The following is a 17,108-nucleotide window of genomic DNA, read 5'->3' on the forward strand; positions in this document are numbered from 1 at the left end:
GCGACGATGGGGTCGTGGGTCGTGACGCCAGCATCCTGCACGCCGACCTCGACTCGTTCTACGCGTCGGTCGAGCAGCGTGACGATCCCGCGCTGCGCGGGCGGCCGGTGATCGTCGGCGGCGGGGTGGTGCTGGCCGCCAGTTACGAGGCCAAGGCCTACGGCGTGCGCACCGCGATGAGCGGCGGCCAGGCCCGGCGGCTGTGCCCTCATGCGGTGGTCGTGCCGCCCCGGATGTCGGCCTACAGCGCGGCCTCCGACGCGGTGTTCGACGTGTTCCGCGACACCACACCCATGGTCGAGCCGCTGTCGGTGGACGAGGCGTTCCTGGACGTCGGCGGACTGCGCCGCATTGCCGGGGCGCCCGTCGACATCGCCGAAAAGCTGCGGGCCGACGTCCGTGAGCGCGTGGGCCTGCCGATCACGGTCGGTATCGCGCGGACGAAATTCCTTGCCAAGGTGGCCAGCCAAGTGGCCAAGCCCGACGGCTTGCTGTTGGTTGCTCCGGACCGGGAGCTTGCCTTCCTGCAGCCGCTGCCGGTGCGCCGGCTGTGGGGCGTCGGCGCGGTGACCGCCGAGAAGCTGCACGCGCACGGGCTCGAGACTGTGGCCGACGTCGCCGAGCTGGGCGAGCCGATGCTGGCGTCGCTGTTGGGGCCGGCGATGGGCCGGCGGCTGTTCGCGCTGTCACGCAACGTCGATTCGCGCCGGGTACAGACGGGTGTGCGGCGGCGTTCAGTGGGCGCCCAGCGGGCGCTCGGCCGCGGCCGGCACAGCGCCGCCGACATCGACGTGACGGTCGTCACGCTCGTCGAACGCATTGCCCGCAGGATGCGCGCCGCCGGACGCACCGGCCGCACCGTGGTACTGCGACTGCGGTTCGAGGACTTCGGCCGCGCCACCCGCTCGCACACGCTGCCCCAAGCCACCGCCGCCACCGCGCCGCTCTTGGCGGCGGCGCGCGAATTAGTCTGTGCCGCAACTCCTTTGATCGCCCAGCGTGGTCTGACCTTGATCGGCTTCAGCGTCGCCAACATCGACCGCGACGGCGTTGCCCAACTCGAGTTGCCCTTCGACTCGGCGCCCGACGGCGTCGCGCTGGACGGGGCACTGGACCTCGTGCGCCGGCGCTACGGCACCGGTGCGGTCACCCGCGCTGCGCTGCTGGGCCGCGACGCCGGCCTGGAGATGCCGCACCTGCCGGATTGACCACAGCAAAACAGGCATGAGTCCGATACGGGCCGGGTAACCGCAGAGCAACAACACGGGAGGAACTGGTTCATGCGCGTCACCAGGAAACAGGCGGAACTCAACAGGCAGCGCATCATCGACAGCGCCATTCGGTTGTTTTCCGAACGTGGAGTCGACGGGGTCGGCGTCGCCGAGGTGATGGCTGATGCCGGTTTCACTCACGGAGGCTTCTACAACCACTTCTCGTCGAAAGACGATCTTGTCAACGAGGCCTGCCGCGCGTCGTTCGCTCGCTCGATGAACGCCATGCGCGAAGGAGATTGCACGCTCGACCGGTTGCGTGACGACGAGTTCGGCGCCTGCGTGTCAGCTGCGATGCTCAGCGAGTCCGCGAAGGGCAAGGCCGGCCTCAGCGCCGTTTTCGCGAAGGGAATCCGTGAGTTCCTCGACATGCTCACCGAGCGGTACGGCAGCCACGAGCGCGCCGTGTCCAGTTTGAGCTGCTTCGTCGGCGCCCGAGTGCTGGCCCAGGCAGTAGCGCAGTCCGACCGGGAATTGGCGGAGCAATTCGACGCCGCGCTATACCCGCAGGACGCTCAGCCGCGGCTCCAGGCCAGCAACTGATCGACCGGCCAGGTGTTGACGATCCGTTCGGCCGGCACGCCCGCGTCCAGCGCGCGCTGCGCGCCGTAGGCCAAGAACTCGAGCTGCCCAGGCGCGTGTGCGTCGGTGTCGATGGAGAACACGCACCCGACCTGCAACGCCAGATCCAGCAAGCGCCGCGGCGGATCCCGGCGTTCCGGGCGTGAATTGATCTCGACGGCCGTGCCGTGCTCCGCGCAGGCGGTGAATACCTTTTCGGCGTCGAACTTCGACTCCGGCCGCAGGCCCCGGTTGCCGTCGACAAGCCGGCCGGTGCAGTGTCCCAGCACGTCGACCAGCGGATTCGACACCGCTCGCAGCATCCGACGCGTCATCGACGGGGCGTCCATGGACAACTTGGAATGGACGCTGGCCACCACGACGTCGAGCCGGTCGAGTAATTCGAGCTCCTGGTCCAGGGAGCCGTCCTCGAGGATGTCCACCTCGATGCCGGTGAGAATCCGCATGGGCGCCAGCTCGTCGCGCAGCTCGTCGATCACATCGAGCTGTGCGCGCAGCCGCTCCGGGGACAGCCCGTTGGCGATCTTCAACCGCGGGGAGTGATCGGTCAGCGCGCAGTACTCGTGCCCCAGCGCCTTGGCCGCCTGCATCATTTCCTCGATCGGCGCCGACCCGTCGGACCAGTTCGAGTGCAGATGCAGATCGCCCTTGAGTGCCGCGCGGATCTCGCCGCCACCTAAATCGCTTGCGCCAGACCGTAATTCGAGGAGAAGCTGTGGCACCTGACCCGACCACGCCTCGGCGATCACCTTCGCGGTCTTCGGGCCCACCCCGGACAGGCTCTGCCAGCCGTTCGTCTGCCCCAGCCGGTCGCGCTCGGCCTCGTCCAGCGCCTCGATGACGTCAGCGGCACGCCGGTAGGCCATCACCCGCCGGGGCTCTTCACGCGCGCGGTCTTTGTAGTAGGCGATCTCTCGCAGCGCGGCTACCGGATCCATGACTCCAGTGTGCCGCTTCGGCCCGTGACTTCAGATTCCCGCGACGTCGGATAGTTCCCGGGCCCTGTCCACCAGCGCGTCGATCCGTGCGACGGTGGAAGTCCCGCGGGCGCCATGTTGTGTGGCTCGTCCACCGCTCGGCGCATGACTCCTTCGGCGATGATCGCCCAGCGTGGACAGCTCCCAGTCCAGCGTTGCCATCACCTCGCCCGCCTGCCGGGAGGTGATGAGTTGCGCAGATGGAAGCCGCCATGCACCAGCGTGATTTCGCGTTGCTCGGGCATGGCGGCAGCGAGCCGACGGCGTGGATCCGCGCCAGGGTGCGCGGCATGATACTGCGACCTGGCGACGCTGTTGCGGTGTCAACGCCTGTGCGACCTCCATCGTGTCGACGACCACACCGTCGACGAACTCCATCAACACCAACGGCACGTCGGAGAACTCAGAATCGACCGTGATGCCGAGGACTCCCGGGACAGGCGCCTCGGAATTGCGAAGCGCCGCAACGAGTTTCGCATCGCGAACCACGTCGTGGGCGGAGGCCAGCAGATCACCCAGGCACGACCAGCGGCGTCGGTGACGCGGTACGTCAAGTTCGATTGCCCGAGCCCTATTCGCCGGAATTGAAGTGGCGCCGCGAATTCGATGCCCAAGGTTTCGAGCCGGGAGCGTCTCTCGGCACGACCATCATCGATTGCTGACGGTGTGCCGGGGCGGCCGGGTCCGTTCTCCCCATCACGATCAAGACCTTGCAATTGCGGTGCATCGCGTTAAGGGCGAACCACTTTCGGCCGTTGAGGATGTCGTCGTCAACGTCGCGGACCATCGACATTTCCACGTTGGTCGCATCCGAGCTCGCGACCTGGGGCTCGGTCTACGAGTGGTCGACTACACCGACTCGACGAGCTCGTCGGGCGGCACGCCGACGCGCTCCAGTGCCTTGTAGAAGGCCTGCGGCTCGGCCCAGCTTTCCGGGGCGAACGCGCCGGTGCGGGCGCCGTCCTGCTCGAGCGCCAGCACCATGAACGCGGCGCACGCGGTGCCGGTGATAGCGGCCATGTCGGCCATCAAGTATTTGTCGCGTCCGGCGGTCGGGGTGCGCTTGATGACGGCCGCCGGCAGGCCATCTCGCAGACCCGTGACACGCACCAGCAGCCCGCCACGGTAGGTTTCCCGGCGGCGTGCGGCCGACCTCGCTACGAACGTGATCAGCTCGCCGATATCGCCCTCACCGGTACGGACCAGGTCGATCAAACCGGCGACGGCGTAGCGCCAGCCCTTGGGGCTGCCCATCCGGAAGTTGAGCAGATCCTCCATGAAGTCCACGGCTTCGTTGACGGTCATCTTGCCCTGCTGCACGGCCAGCCCTACCCCGCGGGCGACACCGTTGAAGCCGACCGGGTCGAGCCCGCCGAAGCAGCGGATGCTCTTGGCGTTGGGGTAGCGGCGGGGCAGGGTGGCAGGCTCGGGGTGAGCGGTCTCGTGCATGAGGGTGTGACCCAGGCCGCCGCCCATTGGGGCCGAGCGTGTTTCGACCCAGGACTCGTGCATGACCGGTCCGCCGTTCTCCCACGTCAGGCAGGGGCCCGCGGCGACGTGCAGCATGTGCTCCAGCACCGCGCGGCCAATGCCCGGTCGCTCGTCGCCGACGACCCAGAACACTTCGATGTTCTCCACCGTGTCCAGCTCGCTGGCGGCGTCGACCACCATGACGTTGGTCATGCCCGGCGAGGCGCCACAGCCGACGTACAGGGGTATGCCCGCCTCCTGTGCCCGCTCGTGGAGGGACAATGCGTGCAGAGTGCTTTCGATGTCGTCGTCGAAATCGAGGTACGGCACCTTGGCCCCGAGGCACGCCTCGACGACGGGCCGGGACGTGCGGACGTAGGGTCCGGCGCCCAGGACGACGAGCGCAGCGCCGCCGATCGCCTCGCGCAGGGCCTCGCGGTCATACAGGTCCAGCCGTTGGGCCGTTGCACGGCCTGCCGGTAGCCGCCGGACCAACGACTCGAGCAGCTCGGGCCTGATGTCGTAGAGCGCGAGCTCCCAATCGCCGTCGGCGACCGCGAAGCGCTCGATGGCCAGCCGGCACATCTCCCCGGCCGCGCCAATGAACACCACGCGCGGCACAACGCCGTTGCTGCTGGACATAACCCTCTCCGATCTGTCGGCGTCACCACAGCCGGGGCCACGGGCGAGCTTTATTCAAACTCCATTCGTGTTTGACTATAGGCGCGCGCGCGGCGCGCTGTCAATGCCGAACAGGCGAGCGCGGCAGTCACGGAGCGTTAACACACCACGCCTCTAACGCGTAGTTTCTGAATCCGAATCGGGAGCGGATAATGTGCTGGTCACATCCGGGACGTACCCATGACGACGACTCGTCTTGTTGCAGCGATCATTTCGGTGAACGCCGCGGTGGATGGTCTCGCGACGCTGGCGCACATGGTGCGTCGAGGTGAAGGCGGTCTGCTGCTGCGTCTGACCGCGCACGCGTTGCGTGACGTGACTCGTGCCCTCACCAAGCGGTCGCCGAATCGTGTGCCGGTGGTGGGTCAACCCGGATCGACGGCCATGATCACCGGCCCTAGGGCCGAGGAGGCGACAACGCGATGGCCGGCCCGACCGTGCGCAACGAGGTCTGCGCCCGCACCGCGCTCGAAGTGGGGACGAATCGTCCTACCACCTTCGCCAGCCGCCTCGCCTGCCCGATCCTCATGCAGATGGGCACCGACGATGCTGTCGCACCGGCCAGTGCAGCGCGCCGCGCCGCCGAGAAGGCCGGGTATTGGGCCGAGTTGCGCGAATACTCCATCGACCACTTGGACGTCTTCGGCGATCCATGGCAGCAGCGGGCGCTGGCTGACCAGCTCGAGTTTCTGTCGTACGTCCTCGATCCGTCGCGCGGACCCGACATTCACTTGCGGGCCCATACGGCAGCAGACTCCCCGCGGTGATCAGCCGGTCGACGTTGACACTCCTATAGGGGCTTCAGCTGACACGGCTGCGACGGGATGCATTGCGGTGCAAGGCTTTTCGTCCTGACTTAGCGGTCGCAGCGGCTGGCCGGAGCGAATTAGTTGGTGTCGCAACCTGTTTGAGCGTCTCTGCGGTGCCGGCAGGCGACCGGGTCAAGGGCACCTCAGTTGTTGGTGGGTGGTGGTTGGGGTTGGAAGGGTTGGTACCACCCCCACTGGGCGCGCTCACCGGTGGGCCCGGGGCATGGTGGCACCGCGGGCGGGGGTTGGGTTGGCGGACGCGCGAGCGATCCGGCGCTCAATGGTCGCCCGGCGTGGTCGGTGACGAGGAGCGCGTCGGCGGGCCCGGTGATGGTGATCTGGCCGCGATGGTGCAGCCGGTGATGATGCGGGCACACCAACACCAGATTGGCCAACTCGGTGGGGCCGCCGTCTTCCCAATGCCGGAGGTGGTGGGCGTGCAACCCGCGGGTGGCCCCGCAGCCGGGCACCACACAGCTGCGGTCACGATGCTCGAGCGCGCGGCGCAGCCGCCGGTTGACCACCCGGGTGGTACGCCCGGCCCCGAGGGGTTGCCCGTCGCGTTCGAACCACACCTCACAGGTGGCATCACACGACAAATAGCGGCGCTCGGAATCCGACAACACCGGCCCCAGATGCAGCGCCGCGACACGGTCTTTGACATCCAGATGCATGACCACGGTGGTGTGCTGGCCGTGCGGGCGGCGCGCCACCTCGACATCCCAGCCCGCCTCGACCAGCCGCATGAACGCCTCCGCGGTATTGGGCAGCGGCGGGGCCGTCTCCGACGAGCGCTCGTCGTCGCCGTGGTCGCGTTTGTACTCGGCGATCAACCCATCCAGATGCGACGCCAACGCCGCATCGAACGTCGCCGCCTCATCATGGGGAAGCCTGATCCGATAACAGCTGAACGCGTCGTTGGTGGTTTTGGTGATCGAGCGCTCCGGCTCGCGCCGTGGCTCGGGGTCGGGTTGGGGTCGCGGTTCGAGCTTGACCGCGGTGCGCAACTGGTTGACCGTCGCGACGCCGGCCAGCTGCACATAATGCTCATCAGACCCCTCACCCGCGTGCACGGCGATCACCCCGACCTGATCCAGCGACAACCGGCCCTCTATCAACCCCTGCACACAGCGCGGAAACTGCTCACGCCGGCCCGCCACCGTGGCGATCGTGTGCGCCGTCGCCGACGACACACCCAGCTTCCAGGCCACCAACGCCGGCACCGACCGCGCCCCCGTCGCACCCCACAACCCCTCACCATCGATCTCGGCGACGATCTGCACGATCCGGCCGTCAATCGCGTTGCGCTGACCCGCCAACTCCGCCAACTCGTCGAACAACACCTCAAGACGCTGCGCAGGACTCACCGCAACAACGGCCGACGACGCGATCGAGGACATAACGACACCATCGCACCCACCACCGACAAGTCCGCAGCCACGAGCCACACCAAACGTGGATCTCCACGGTCGGTCACCTGACACGGTGTCGACGAGATCGATTACGCCGGTGAGGTTTTCCGCCGACGCTGCTTTGCGTACGTCTCGAGATAGGCGGTGATAAGGCGTCGCGCTTCATTGATCGTCGCGTCGTCGCCGGTTGGGGCAATCCTGAAAGCGACGTCGAACAGTCGGTTGCCTGCCTCGAATGCCAGTTGCACAGCGAGTTCCGGGGTGTCGGCACGAATGAGGTCTCGGTCGGTGAGGAACTCCCAGAATCGCTTCGCCTGGGTCTCGTCGAACGCGCGTGCCAGTTCGGTGAGTATCGCGCTTCGGCCCGCGAACCACAGCTGGACGAAGCCCGGGTGCTCGCGGAAGTAGTCAAGGTACGCGTCGATACCCGCATCCACGGCCTTGCGCAGAGTTCGGAGCTTACGGTTGCTCAGCGCAGCGATAAGGCGAGCGTCGAGCTCGCTGAGGTGGCGCTGCACCAGCTCGGCGTCGACCTGATGGCGGTCCGCGAAATAGTGGTACACCGACGCGATCGGAATGCCGGCCCGCTCACTGATCGCCTTGAGCGTCGCCGACTCGTAACCCTGCTCCTCGAGTAGTGACTCAGCAGCGTCCAAGATCGCCTGCACCCGCTCGATACCCCGTCGCTGCACGGGCGCTGGACGCGCGGGAATCTGAACCGGGCGCCGAGTTTCGAACATGATTCGGGATCGTATCAGGTTCCCGACTTGGTCGCCGCGTACAGATTATCCGATAGACTCGAATCCGAGTCGATATCTGGATGCGTCTAAGTATGGCCGGGGAACGGAGAGAACGTGGCCGATGGTTATGACGTCGTGGTGGTCGGTGCCGGTCTCGCCGGACTCATCGCGGCGCGAGATGTCAGCGCAAACGGCTGTTCGGTGCTCCTCCTCGAGGCGCGCGACCGGGTCGGTGGCCGGACGTACACAGGCGAAGCCTTTGGTCGCCAGCTGGAATTCGGTGGCGCGTACGTGCACTGGACCCAGCCGAACATGTGGTGTGAACTCGAGCGTCACAACATTCCCCTGGCGGTGCCGCTGGAAGCCCAGACAGTGTACTGGCTGGCCGACGGCGCCGTGCATTCCGGCGGTCCGGAGGTCTACGCGACCGCACTGGATCCCCTGATGGGTCAGTTCTTCGCCGACGCCCGGGCTCATTTTCCGCTGGCATTTGACGTCAATGCGGTTGACACCAGTGCCATTGAGAACGAGACGCTGTCCGACCGGATGGCCTCGCTGGGCCTGTCGGCGTACGAGCGTGACCTGCTGGACGGCGCGATGGCCAGCCTTGTCACCGCGCCCAAGGAGCACGGCGTTGCGCAGCTCCTCTGCTGTGCTGCAACGTATTTCGGAAGCTATGCCGCATTCTTCGAAACCGCCGGCGTTTGGCCGATCGAGGGTGGCACCAAACGGCTTGTCGACGCCATCATCGCAGGGTCGAACGCGCAGCTGCGCCTGTCCACGCCGGTCGCTTCAGTCGATGACGACGGCTCCGGTGTCACGGTGACGACTCGTAGCGGCGAGCAGATCCGAACACTGGCGGCGGTAATTGCGTTGCCCCTCAACACCTTAGGCGACATCACCATTACCCCCGACGTCCCGCCGTCGGCGCGCGCCATGATCGACCAAAAGAATCCGATCATGGCCTCGAAGATCTGGGTGAGGGCCAAGGGCGAGCTCGAACCCTTCCAGGCGCTGGCACCGGTTGGCAAGAATCCGATCAACGCCGCGAGGGTCGAATACCACGGCGACGGCGACACATTCGTCATGTGCCTCTGCTCCGACGCCTCAGCCGTCGACGCCGCCGGCCGGGATTCCGTGCAGGCGGCGTTGCGAACGTTCGTTCCTGACATCGAAGTGCTCGACACAGCCAGCCACGACTGGGCCGCCGACGAATTCTCCAAGGGCGGGTGGATGATGCACCGGCCGGGTCACTTCACCCGTGGGGCTCCGTTGTTGCGGAGGCCGCACGGGCGAATCCACTTCGCCGGTAGCGACATCGCAGGAATTGAAGCCGGCGCGATCGAAGGCGCCATGAGTACCGGCGCAAGCGCAGCACGGAATGTTGTTGCGGCGCTCACCACCGGTTTCAAGACTCCGCCGTGACGGAGAACCGATTTTGGGTCGCATCTCGGCACCCACTGAAGGCCGCCCGTTGCGCCCAGCCATGACGGCCCCGCGGCAGCGACTACCCTCGGCCCGGTGCGATTCGCGTTCAAAACCTCACCGCAGAACACCACCTGGTCGGACATGCTGGCCGTCTGGCGGGCAGCTGACGACATCGACGTCTACGAATCCGGCTGGACGTTCGACCACTTCTACCCGATCTTCTCCGACCCGGCCGGACCGTGCCTGGAGGGCTGGACCACGCTGACTGCGCTGGCCCAAGCCACCCGCCGACTGCGGCTGGGCACGCTGGTCACCGGTGTCCACTACCGGCATCCGGCGGTGCTGGCCAACATGGCGGCGGCGCTGGACATCATCTCGAACGGCCGGCTGGAACTCGGCATCGGCGCGGGCTGGAACGAAGAAGAATCCGGCGCGTACGGGATCGAGCTTGGCTCCATCAAAGAGCGCTTCGACCGCTTCGAAGAGGCCTGCCAGGTTCTCGTCGGGCTGCTGTCGCAGGACACCACGGATTTCGACGGCACGTACTACCACCTCAAGGCGGCGCGCAACGAGCCGAAGGGGCCGCAGCGCCCGCATCCGCCGATCTGCATCGGGGGCAGCGGCGAGAAGCGCACACTGCGCATCACCGCGCGCTACGCCCAGCACTGGAATTTCGTCGGTGGGCCACCTGAGGAGTTCGCCCGCAAGCGCGACGTGCTGGCGGCCCACTGCGCCGACATCGGACGGGATCCGAAAGAGATCATGCTGTCGGCGCATGTGCGCCTCGACGACGACCGCGACTACGCCAAGGTGGTGGCAGACGCGGCGGCGCTTGGCGAAGAAGGGCTGGACCTGGCAATCGTCTACCTACCCGTGCCGCACACCCCCGACGTGCTCGAGCCGCTGGCGACAGCGATCAGCGATTCGGGACTGCTTCAGAAGGTAACGGATAGATAACGGTCAGCAAAGGCCAGCAACCTCGCCACTTGATGCGCTGACCGTGGCGTTCGGCAGGTCAGACGCCGTAACGCAGTAACTCGTCCGCAGTGACCAGGCGCTCGTGCTTAGCTGGAAACTCGCGGCTCTTCACGGGGTGTCGAAACCATGACCAGGCAATTCGACCCACCCGAGACCGGGGTATCGGGTTCAGGTGCACGATGAACACTCCTGCGGTGAACCAGCTTCAAATATTTGCGCAGTGGTAAGGGTACACCGCACCACCAACGTCCAATCATTGAACACCTGATTTACGGCAAACTTTGGGAGGCGCGCCAAAAACTCTCGACCGCGTGTCGAGACTTATCTGCGTTAGCGCTGAGGCGCGGCCGTCGGTTTGATCGGCGCGGGCAGCGCGGTGACGCCCATCAGGTAGTCGTCCACCGCCGCCGCGGCCGCCCGGCCCTCGGCGATCGCCCACACGATCAGCGACTGCCCGCGTCCCATGTCGCCGGCCACGAACACGCCCGGCACGCTGGTGGCGAAGTCGTCGTCGCGGGCGACGTTGCCGCGCTCGGTGAACTCCACCCCGAGATCGGTCAGCAGACCTTCCCGCTCTGGGCCGACGAAGCCCATCGCCAACAGCACCAGATCGGCCTCCAGCTCGAAGTCCGTGCCCTCGACCTTGACGAACTTGCCGTCTTGCATCCGCACCTCATGCGCCCGCAGCCCCGTCACGTGGCCGTCGGTGCCGATGAACTCCTCGGTGTTGACCGAGAACACCCGCTCGCCGCCTTCTTCGTGCGCCGACGACACCCGGAACATCAGCGGATAGGTGGGCCACGGCGTCGACTCCGCCCGGGTGTCCGGCGGCCGCGGCATGATCTCGAACTGGTGCACCTCAGTGGCGCCCTGTCGCAGCACCGTGCCCAGGCAGTCGGCGCCGGTGTCGCCGCCACCGATGATCACCACCTTCTTGCCTTTCGCGGTGATCGGCGGCTCGCCGTCCGGCCCCAAGACGTCGTCGCCGAGCTGCACCCGGTTGGCCCACGGCAGGAACTCCATCGCCTGATGAATGCCGTCGAGATCGCGTCCGGGGATCGGCAGGTCGCGCCATGCCGTCGCGCCGCCGGCGAGCACCACCGCGTCGAAGTCGGCCCGCAGCTGCTCAGCAGTGATGTCGACGCCGACGTTCACGCTGGCTTTGAAGACCGTGCCTTCGGCTTCCATTTGCGCGAGCCGACGGTCGATGTGGCGCTTTTCCATCTTGAATTCCGGAATCCCGTAGCGCAGCAGCCCGCCGATGCGGTCGTCACGCTCGAACACCGTCACCATGTGGCCGGCGCGGGTCAGCTGCTGCGCAGCCGCCAGCCCGGCCGGCCCGGATCCCACCACCGCGACGGTCTTGCCCGTGAGCACCGACGGCCGGATCGGGGTCACCCAGCCCTGTTCGAAGGCGTTGTCGATGATCTCGACCTCGACCTGCTTGATGGTCACCGGATCCTGGTTGATGCCCAACACGCATGACGCCTCGCACGGCGCCGGGCAGAGCCGGCCGGTGAATTCCGGGAAGTTGTTGGTGGCATGCAGCCGGTCGATCGCGTCGCGCCAGCGGTCGGTGCGCACCAGGTCGTTCCACTCGGGAATCAAGTTGCCCAACGGACAACCGTTGTGGCAGAACGGAATTCCGCAATCCATACAGCGGGTCGCCTGAATCCGCAACTTGTCGTGCGGGAAGTCTTCGTAGACCTCTTTCCAGTCGCGGATGCGCAGCGGGATGGGCCGCCGCTTGGGCAGTTCGCGCTGACGGTATTTGAGGAAGCCGGCGGGATCAGCCATGGGCCGCCGCCATGATCGCTTCGTCGACGTCGGTGCCGTTCTGTTCGGCCTCGGCGATCGCCTCCAGCACCCGCTTGTAGTCGCGAGGCATCACCTTGACGAACCGCTGCCGCTCGGCACCCCAGTGCGCCAGGACGCGCTTGCCCGGGACCGAGTCGGTGGCGTCGACATGCTTGGTCAACATCCGGTGCAACCACTCGAAGTCGTCGTCGTCGAGCTCTTCCAACTCCACCATCTCCGGGTTCAGATGTTCGGACAGCACCGAATTCGGGTCGTACACGTAGGCCACTCCGCCGGACATGCCGGCGGCGAAGTTGCGTCCGGTCGGCCCGAGGATGACCACTTTGCCGCCGGTCATGTACTCGCAGCCGTGATCGCCGACGCCCTCCACCACTGCGTGCGCGCCGGAGTTGCGCACCGCGAACCGCTCGCCCACCTGCCCGCGCAGGAAGCACTCGCCGCTGGTGGCGCCGAACAGCACCACGTTGCCGGCAATGATGTTGTCCTCGGCGACGTAACCCTCCGGGGCGTTGCGCGACGGCCGCACGACGACACGACCACCCGAGAGCCCTTTGCCCACATAGTCGTTGGCGTCGCCATACACCCGCAGCGTGATGCCGCGCGGCACGAACGCACCGAAGCTGTTGCCGGCCGACCCGTCGAACGTGATGTCGATGGTGTCGTCGGGCAGCCCTTGTCCCCCATATGCTTTCGTGAGTTCATGGCCCAGCATGGTGCCGACGGTGCGGTTCACGTTGGAGATCGTGGTGGAGAACTTCACCGGTGTCTGGGAATCGAGCGCCTCGCGGCTCATCACGATCAGCTGCTGATCCAGCGCCTTGTCCAGACCGTGGTCCTGACGCGAACTGCAGTACAGATCCTGGTTCATGAACGCCGACTCGGGCTCGTACAGCACCGGCGCCAGATCCAGCTTGCGGGCCTTCCAGTGCTCGGCGGCCACCGTGGTGTCCAAGGCACCGACCTGCCCCACCGCCTCGTTGATGCTGCGGAAACCCAACTGTGCCAGGTACTCCCGCACTTCCTCGGCGATGAACATGAAGAAGTTCTCGACGAACTCCGGCTTGCCGGTGTAGCGCTTGCGCAGCTCGGGGTTCTGAGTGGCCACCCCCACCGGACAGGTGTCGAGGTGACAGACCCGCATCATGACGCAGCCCGACACCACCAGCGGCGCAGTGGCGAAGCCGTACTCCTCGGCGCCCAGCAGCGTCGCGATCATCACGTCGCGCCCGGTCTTGAGCTGGCCGTCCACCTGGACGACGATCCGGTCACGCAATCCGTTGAGCAGCAACGTCTGCTGCGTCTCGGCCAGGCCCAATTCCCACGGAGCGCCGGCGTGCTTCATCGACGTCAGCGGCGTCGCGCCGGTGCCGCCGTCGTGCCCGGAGATCAGCACCACGTCGGCGTGCGCCTTGGACACGCCTGCAGCTACCGTGCCGACTCCGTTCTCCGACACCAGCTTCACGTGCACACGCGCGGCCGGGTTCGAGTTCTTCAGGTCGTAGATCAGCTGCGCCAAATCTTCGATCGAGTAGATGTCGTGGTGCGGCGGCGGCGAGATCAGTCCCACACCCGGCGTGGAGTGCCGCACCTCGGCAACCCACGGATACACCTTGTGACCCGGAAGTTGGCCTCCCTCACCGGGTTTCGCGCCCTGGGCCATCTTGATCTGGATGTCGGTGCAGTTGGTCAGGTAGTGCGACGTGACACCGAACCGGCCGGATGCCACCTGCTTGATCGCACTGCGCCGCCAGTCGCCGTTGGGGTCCTTCTCGAAGCGGCGGACGTCCTCGCCGCCCTCACCGCAGTTCGACCGGCCGCCAAGGCGATTCATCGCGATCGCCAGCGTCTCGTGAGCCTCGGCGGAAATCGAGCCGTAGCTCATCGCGCCCGTGGAGAACCGCTTGACGATCTCGCTGGCCGGCTCGACCTCCTCGATCGGCACCGGCGGCCGCACACCCTCCTTGAACCGCAGCAGCCCGCGCAGCGAGGCGATCCGCTCGGACTGGTCGTCGACCAGCTTCGTGTACTCCTTGAAAATCTTGTACTGGCCGGTGCGGGTGGAGTGCTGCAGCTTGAACACCGTGTCGGGGTTGAACAGGTGGTACTCACCCTCGCGGCGCCACTGGTATTCGCCGCCCACCTCGAGTTCGCGGTGTGCGCGCTCCTCGGGCCGGGGCAGGAACGCCAACGCATGCCGACGCGCGACGTCGTCGGCGATGTCGTCGAGGTCGATGCCCCCGGTCGGACAGGTCAGCCCGGTGAAGTACTCGTCGAGCACGGCCTGACTGATGCCGACGGCCTGGAACAGCTGGGCACCGGTGTAGGACGCCAGCGTCGAAATGCCCATCTTGGACATGACTTTCAGCACGCCCTTGCCGGCGGCCTTGACGTAGTTGCTCAGCGCCTTCTCGCGATCGAGCCCGGTGATCACCTTGCGGTCGAGCATGTCTTCGATCGACTCGAACGCCATGTACGGGTTGATCGCCGCGGCGCCGAACCCGATCAGCGCGGCCATGTGGTGCACCTCGCGGGCGTCACCGGACTCGACCACCAGGCCGACCAGTGTGCGCGAGCGCTCCCGCACCAGATGGTGGTGCACCGCGGCGACCGACAGCAGCGACGGGATGGGCGCCATCTTCTCGTCGGACTCGCGGTCGGACAGCACGATGATGCGGGCGCCATCGGCGATCGCCGCCGACGCCTGCCTGCGGATGTCGTCGAGCGCGGCGCGCAACCCGGCGCCGCCCTTCGCCACCGGGTAGAGGCAGCGAATCACCGTGGTGCGCATGCCATGTCGGCGACCGTTGACCTCCGCGTCGGGGTCGAGGTTGACCAGCTTGGCCAGCTCATGGTTACGCAGGATCGGCTGCTGCAGCACGATCTGGCGGCACGAGTTCTCGTCGGGCGACAGCAGGTCGCCCTCAGGGCCGATCACGCCCTGCAGGCTGGTCACCACTTCCTCGCGGATCGCGTCCAGCGGCGGGTTGGTCACTTGGGCGAACAACTGCTGGAAGTAGTCGTAGAGCATCCGCGGCCGCTGCGACAGGACTGCGACGGGGGTGTCTGTGCCCATGGAGCCGATGGGCTCGGCGCCGGTGCGTGCCATCGGCGCGACGAGCAAATTCAACTCTTCGTAGGTGTAACCGAACACCAACTGCCGCAACACGATTCGGTGGTGCGGCATCCGCACGTACGGACCCTGCGGCAATTCCTCCAGTGCGATCAGCCCGTTGTCCAGCCACTCCTGATACGGGTGCTCGGCGGCCAGCTCTGCTTTGATCTCCTCGTCGGAGACGATGCGGCCCTGAGCCGTGTCCACCAAGAACATCCGGCCGGGCTGCAGACGCATCCTCTTGACCACCGTGGACGGGTCGAGGTTGAGCACGCCGGCCTCTGACGCCATCACCACTAGTCCGTCGCTGGTGACCCAGATCCGCGACGGCCGGAGCCCGTTGCGGTCCAGCACCGCGCCCACCACCGTGCCGTCGGTGAACGTCATCGACGCCGGGCCGTCCCACGGCTCCATCAGCGATGAGTGGTACTGGTAGAACGCCCGGCGCGCGGGGTCCATCGACTCGTGGCGCTCCCACGCCTCGGGGATCATCATCAGCACCGCGTGGGCGAGGCTGCGGCCGCCGAGGTGCAGCAGCTCCAGCACTTCGTCGAAGCGGGCAGTGTCCGACGCGCCCGGTGTGCAGATGGGGAACAGCTTCTCGACGTCCGTGCCGAACACGTCGGTGCGGATCAGCGCCTCGCGGGCGCGCATCCAGTTCTCGTTGCCCGTGACGGTGTTGATCTCGCCGTTGTGGGCGATCCGCCGGAACGGGTGGGCCAGCGGCCACGACGGGAACGTGTTGGTCGAAAAGCGCGAGTGCACAATGCCCAGCGCGCTGGTCAGCCGATCGTCTTGCAGGTCGAGGTAGAACGCCTTGAGCTGCGGGGTGGTGAGCATGCCCTTGTAGACCAGGGTCTGGCCGGAAAGGCTTGGGAAATATACGGTTTCGCGGCCCGGACCGTCCTGGCCCGGACCCTTGGTGCCCAGCTCGTGCTCGGCGCGCTTGCGGATGACGTAGACCCGGCGCTCGAGGTCCATGCCCGACGCACCGCCGATGAAGATCTGGCGGAAGGTCGGCATCGCGTCGCGGGCGAGCGCGCCCAGTGACGACTCGTCGGTCGGCACGTTGCGCCAGCCGAGCACCTCGAGTCCCTCGGCTTCGACGATCTTCTCCACCGCAGCGCAGGCCTCCGCGGCCTCCTTGGACGACTGCGGCAAAAACGCCATCCCGGTCGCATAGCTTCCGGCCTCGGGCAGGTCGAAATCGACGACCGCCCGCAGGAACTGGTCGGGAACCTGGATCAGGATGCCCGCGCCGTCACCGGTGTGCTGCTCGGCCCCGGCGGCGCCGCGGTGCTCGAGGTTCAACAGGGCGGTGATCGCCTTGTCGACAATGTCGCAGCTGCGCCGGCCGTACATGTCCACGACCATGGCGACGCCGCAGGCGTCGTGTTCGAACGCGGGGTTGTAGAGCCCGACACTGCTGGGCGCCATTCCCACCTACCTTTTCCGCACGCTTTCGCGAAAGTCTCTCTCGGTTGCCGACGGTGTGCTCCCTGGGCGGTGGGTCGCACCCTCGGACTTGTCAATTCTGGGCCGGTTCACTCCGGCCGAAAAGAGGGGCCGAATCCCGCGGAGGGAATGCAGCCGTACGACGCTGAACGGCGCACTTGTCCCGGTTGCGACAAGTGCTGAAAACGATATGACAAGCAGGCCCTGACATGCCAACTTTGTCCACCCTCGCCGCTGCGTGCCCCGCCGTCGGCGGGAGTGCCCCAAGCGGTCCGGGCCTGACCCGAATCGGCTGTGCCGCTTGTCGATTCATGCTACGCCCGTGCGGCAGACGCTCACGCGCCGAGCGACATCGGATTTGCTGTGATTCTCAAC

Annotated in this window: 11 protein-coding genes and 2 pseudogenes; 5 read left to right on the forward strand and 8 right to left on the reverse strand. The window is 66.6% G+C overall.

The window, feature by feature from the left end; all coding sequences use genetic code 11:
* Positions 1-14: 14 nt before the first annotated feature.
* Together dinB and AC5Y4N_RS05110 are read left to right on the forward strand one after the other, a co-directional pair.
* On the forward strand, positions 15-1,208 hold the full coding sequence (dinB, locus tag AC5Y4N_RS05105; RefSeq protein ID WP_499911013.1) for a DNA polymerase IV: 1,194 nt from the start codon (positions 15-17) through the stop codon (positions 1,206-1,208).
* 72 nt (positions 1,209-1,280) lie between these two features.
* The gene (locus AC5Y4N_RS05110; protein ID WP_499911015.1) at positions 1,281-1,814 is read left to right on the forward strand and encodes a TetR family transcriptional regulator; all 534 of its coding nucleotides are present in this window, start codon (positions 1,281-1,283) and stop codon (positions 1,812-1,814) included.
* On the opposite strand, the gene AC5Y4N_RS05115 is transcribed toward AC5Y4N_RS05110, so the two are convergent.
* The 4 genes and pseudogenes from AC5Y4N_RS05115 to AC5Y4N_RS05130 form a co-directional block, all read right to left on the reverse strand.
* On the reverse strand, positions 1,787-2,791 hold the full coding sequence (locus tag AC5Y4N_RS05115) for a PHP domain-containing protein (RefSeq protein WP_499911017.1): 1,005 nt from the start codon (positions 2,789-2,791) through the stop codon (positions 1,787-1,789). The two genes, AC5Y4N_RS05110 and AC5Y4N_RS05115, sit on opposite strands and share 28 nt — an antisense overlap.
* Positions 2,792-2,953: 162 nt before the next feature.
* A pseudogene (locus tag AC5Y4N_RS05120) lies at positions 2,954-3,486 on the reverse strand (phosphotransferase); the annotation flags it as partial.
* A pseudogene (locus AC5Y4N_RS05125) lies at positions 3,453-3,665 on the reverse strand (acyl-CoA dehydrogenase family protein); the annotation flags it as partial. The pseudogenes AC5Y4N_RS05125 and AC5Y4N_RS05120, both read right to left, overlap by 34 nt.
* 14 nt (positions 3,666-3,679) lie before the next feature.
* On the reverse strand, positions 3,680-4,942 hold the full coding sequence (locus AC5Y4N_RS05130) for a saccharopine dehydrogenase family protein (RefSeq protein ID WP_499911020.1): 1,263 nt from the start codon (positions 4,940-4,942) through the stop codon (positions 3,680-3,682).
* Between the two features lie 461 nt (positions 4,943-5,403).
* On the opposite strand from AC5Y4N_RS05130, the gene AC5Y4N_RS05135 reads away from it, so the two are divergent.
* Entirely contained in the window at positions 5,404-5,748 is a 345-nt protein-coding gene (locus AC5Y4N_RS05135) for a hypothetical protein (protein WP_499911022.1), read from the forward strand.
* A 185-nt stretch (positions 5,749-5,933) separates the two neighbouring features.
* Here the strand turns inward: AC5Y4N_RS05135 and AC5Y4N_RS05140 are convergent, their stop codons facing one another.
* Together AC5Y4N_RS05140 and AC5Y4N_RS05145 are read right to left on the reverse strand one after the other, a co-directional pair.
* Positions 5,934-7,190, reverse strand: a complete 1,257-nt coding sequence (locus AC5Y4N_RS05140; RefSeq protein ID WP_499940461.1) for an HNH endonuclease signature motif containing protein — start codon at positions 7,188-7,190, stop codon at positions 5,934-5,936.
* A 101-nt stretch (positions 7,191-7,291) separates the two neighbouring features.
* Complete coding sequence (locus AC5Y4N_RS05145) at positions 7,292-7,942, reverse strand: TetR/AcrR family transcriptional regulator (protein WP_499912446.1); 651 nt, start codon at positions 7,940-7,942, stop codon at positions 7,292-7,294.
* A 135-nt stretch (positions 7,943-8,077) separates the two neighbouring features.
* Here AC5Y4N_RS05145 and AC5Y4N_RS05150 point away from each other — a divergent pair, with 135 nt between their 5' ends.
* Together AC5Y4N_RS05150 and AC5Y4N_RS05155 are read left to right on the forward strand one after the other, a co-directional pair.
* Positions 8,078-9,367, forward strand: a complete 1,290-nt coding sequence (locus AC5Y4N_RS05150) for a flavin monoamine oxidase family protein (protein ID WP_499912448.1) — start codon at positions 8,078-8,080, stop codon at positions 9,365-9,367.
* A 96-nt stretch (positions 9,368-9,463) separates the two neighbouring features.
* Complete coding sequence (locus tag AC5Y4N_RS05155; RefSeq protein WP_499912450.1) at positions 9,464-10,327, forward strand: LLM class F420-dependent oxidoreductase; 864 nt, start codon at positions 9,464-9,466, stop codon at positions 10,325-10,327.
* 351 nt (positions 10,328-10,678) lie between these two features.
* Here AC5Y4N_RS05155 and AC5Y4N_RS05160 read toward each other — a convergent pair whose 3' ends face one another.
* A complete protein-coding gene (locus AC5Y4N_RS05160) occupies positions 10,679-12,145 on the reverse strand; it encodes a glutamate synthase subunit beta (protein ID WP_499912452.1) in 1,467 nt (488 codons plus the stop codon).
* The gene (gene gltB / locus AC5Y4N_RS05165; RefSeq protein ID WP_499912454.1) at positions 12,138-16,715 is read right to left on the reverse strand and encodes a glutamate synthase large subunit; all 4,578 of its coding nucleotides are present in this window, start codon (positions 16,713-16,715) and stop codon (positions 12,138-12,140) included. The genes AC5Y4N_RS05160 and gltB overlap by 8 nt, the downstream gene beginning before the upstream one ends.
* Positions 16,716-17,108: the final 393 nt, after the last annotated feature.

The sequence above is a fragment of the Mycobacterium sp. NGS19 genome (assembly GCF_059813155.1).

Excerpts from the sequence above, each read along its gene's own strand:
- AC5Y4N_RS05160 (WP_499912452.1), bottom strand. The coding sequence starts at position 12,145 with ATGGCTGATCCCGCCGGCTTCCTCAAATACCGTCAGCGCGAACTGCCC.
- AC5Y4N_RS05145 (WP_499912446.1), bottom strand. The coding sequence starts at position 7,942 with ATGTTCGAAACTCGGCGCCCGGTTCAGATTCCCGCGCGTCCAGCGCCC.
- AC5Y4N_RS05115 (WP_499911017.1), bottom strand. The coding sequence starts at position 2,791 with ATGGATCCGGTAGCCGCGCTGCGAGAGATCGCCTACTACAAAGACCGC.
- AC5Y4N_RS05130 (WP_499911020.1), bottom strand. The coding sequence starts at position 4,942 with ATGTCCAGCAGCAACGGCGTTGTGCCGCGCGTGGTGTTCATTGGCGCG.
- AC5Y4N_RS05140 (WP_499940461.1), bottom strand. The coding sequence starts at position 7,190 with ATGTCCTCGATCGCGTCGTCGGCCGTTGTTGCGGTGAGTCCTGCGCAG.
- AC5Y4N_RS05135 (WP_499911022.1), top strand. The coding sequence starts at position 5,404 with ATGGCCGGCCCGACCGTGCGCAACGAGGTCTGCGCCCGCACCGCGCTC.
- AC5Y4N_RS05110 (WP_499911015.1), top strand. The coding sequence starts at position 1,281 with ATGCGCGTCACCAGGAAACAGGCGGAACTCAACAGGCAGCGCATCATC.
- gltB (WP_499912454.1), bottom strand. The coding sequence starts at position 16,715 with ATGGCGCCCAGCAGTGTCGGGCTCTACAACCCCGCGTTCGAACACGAC.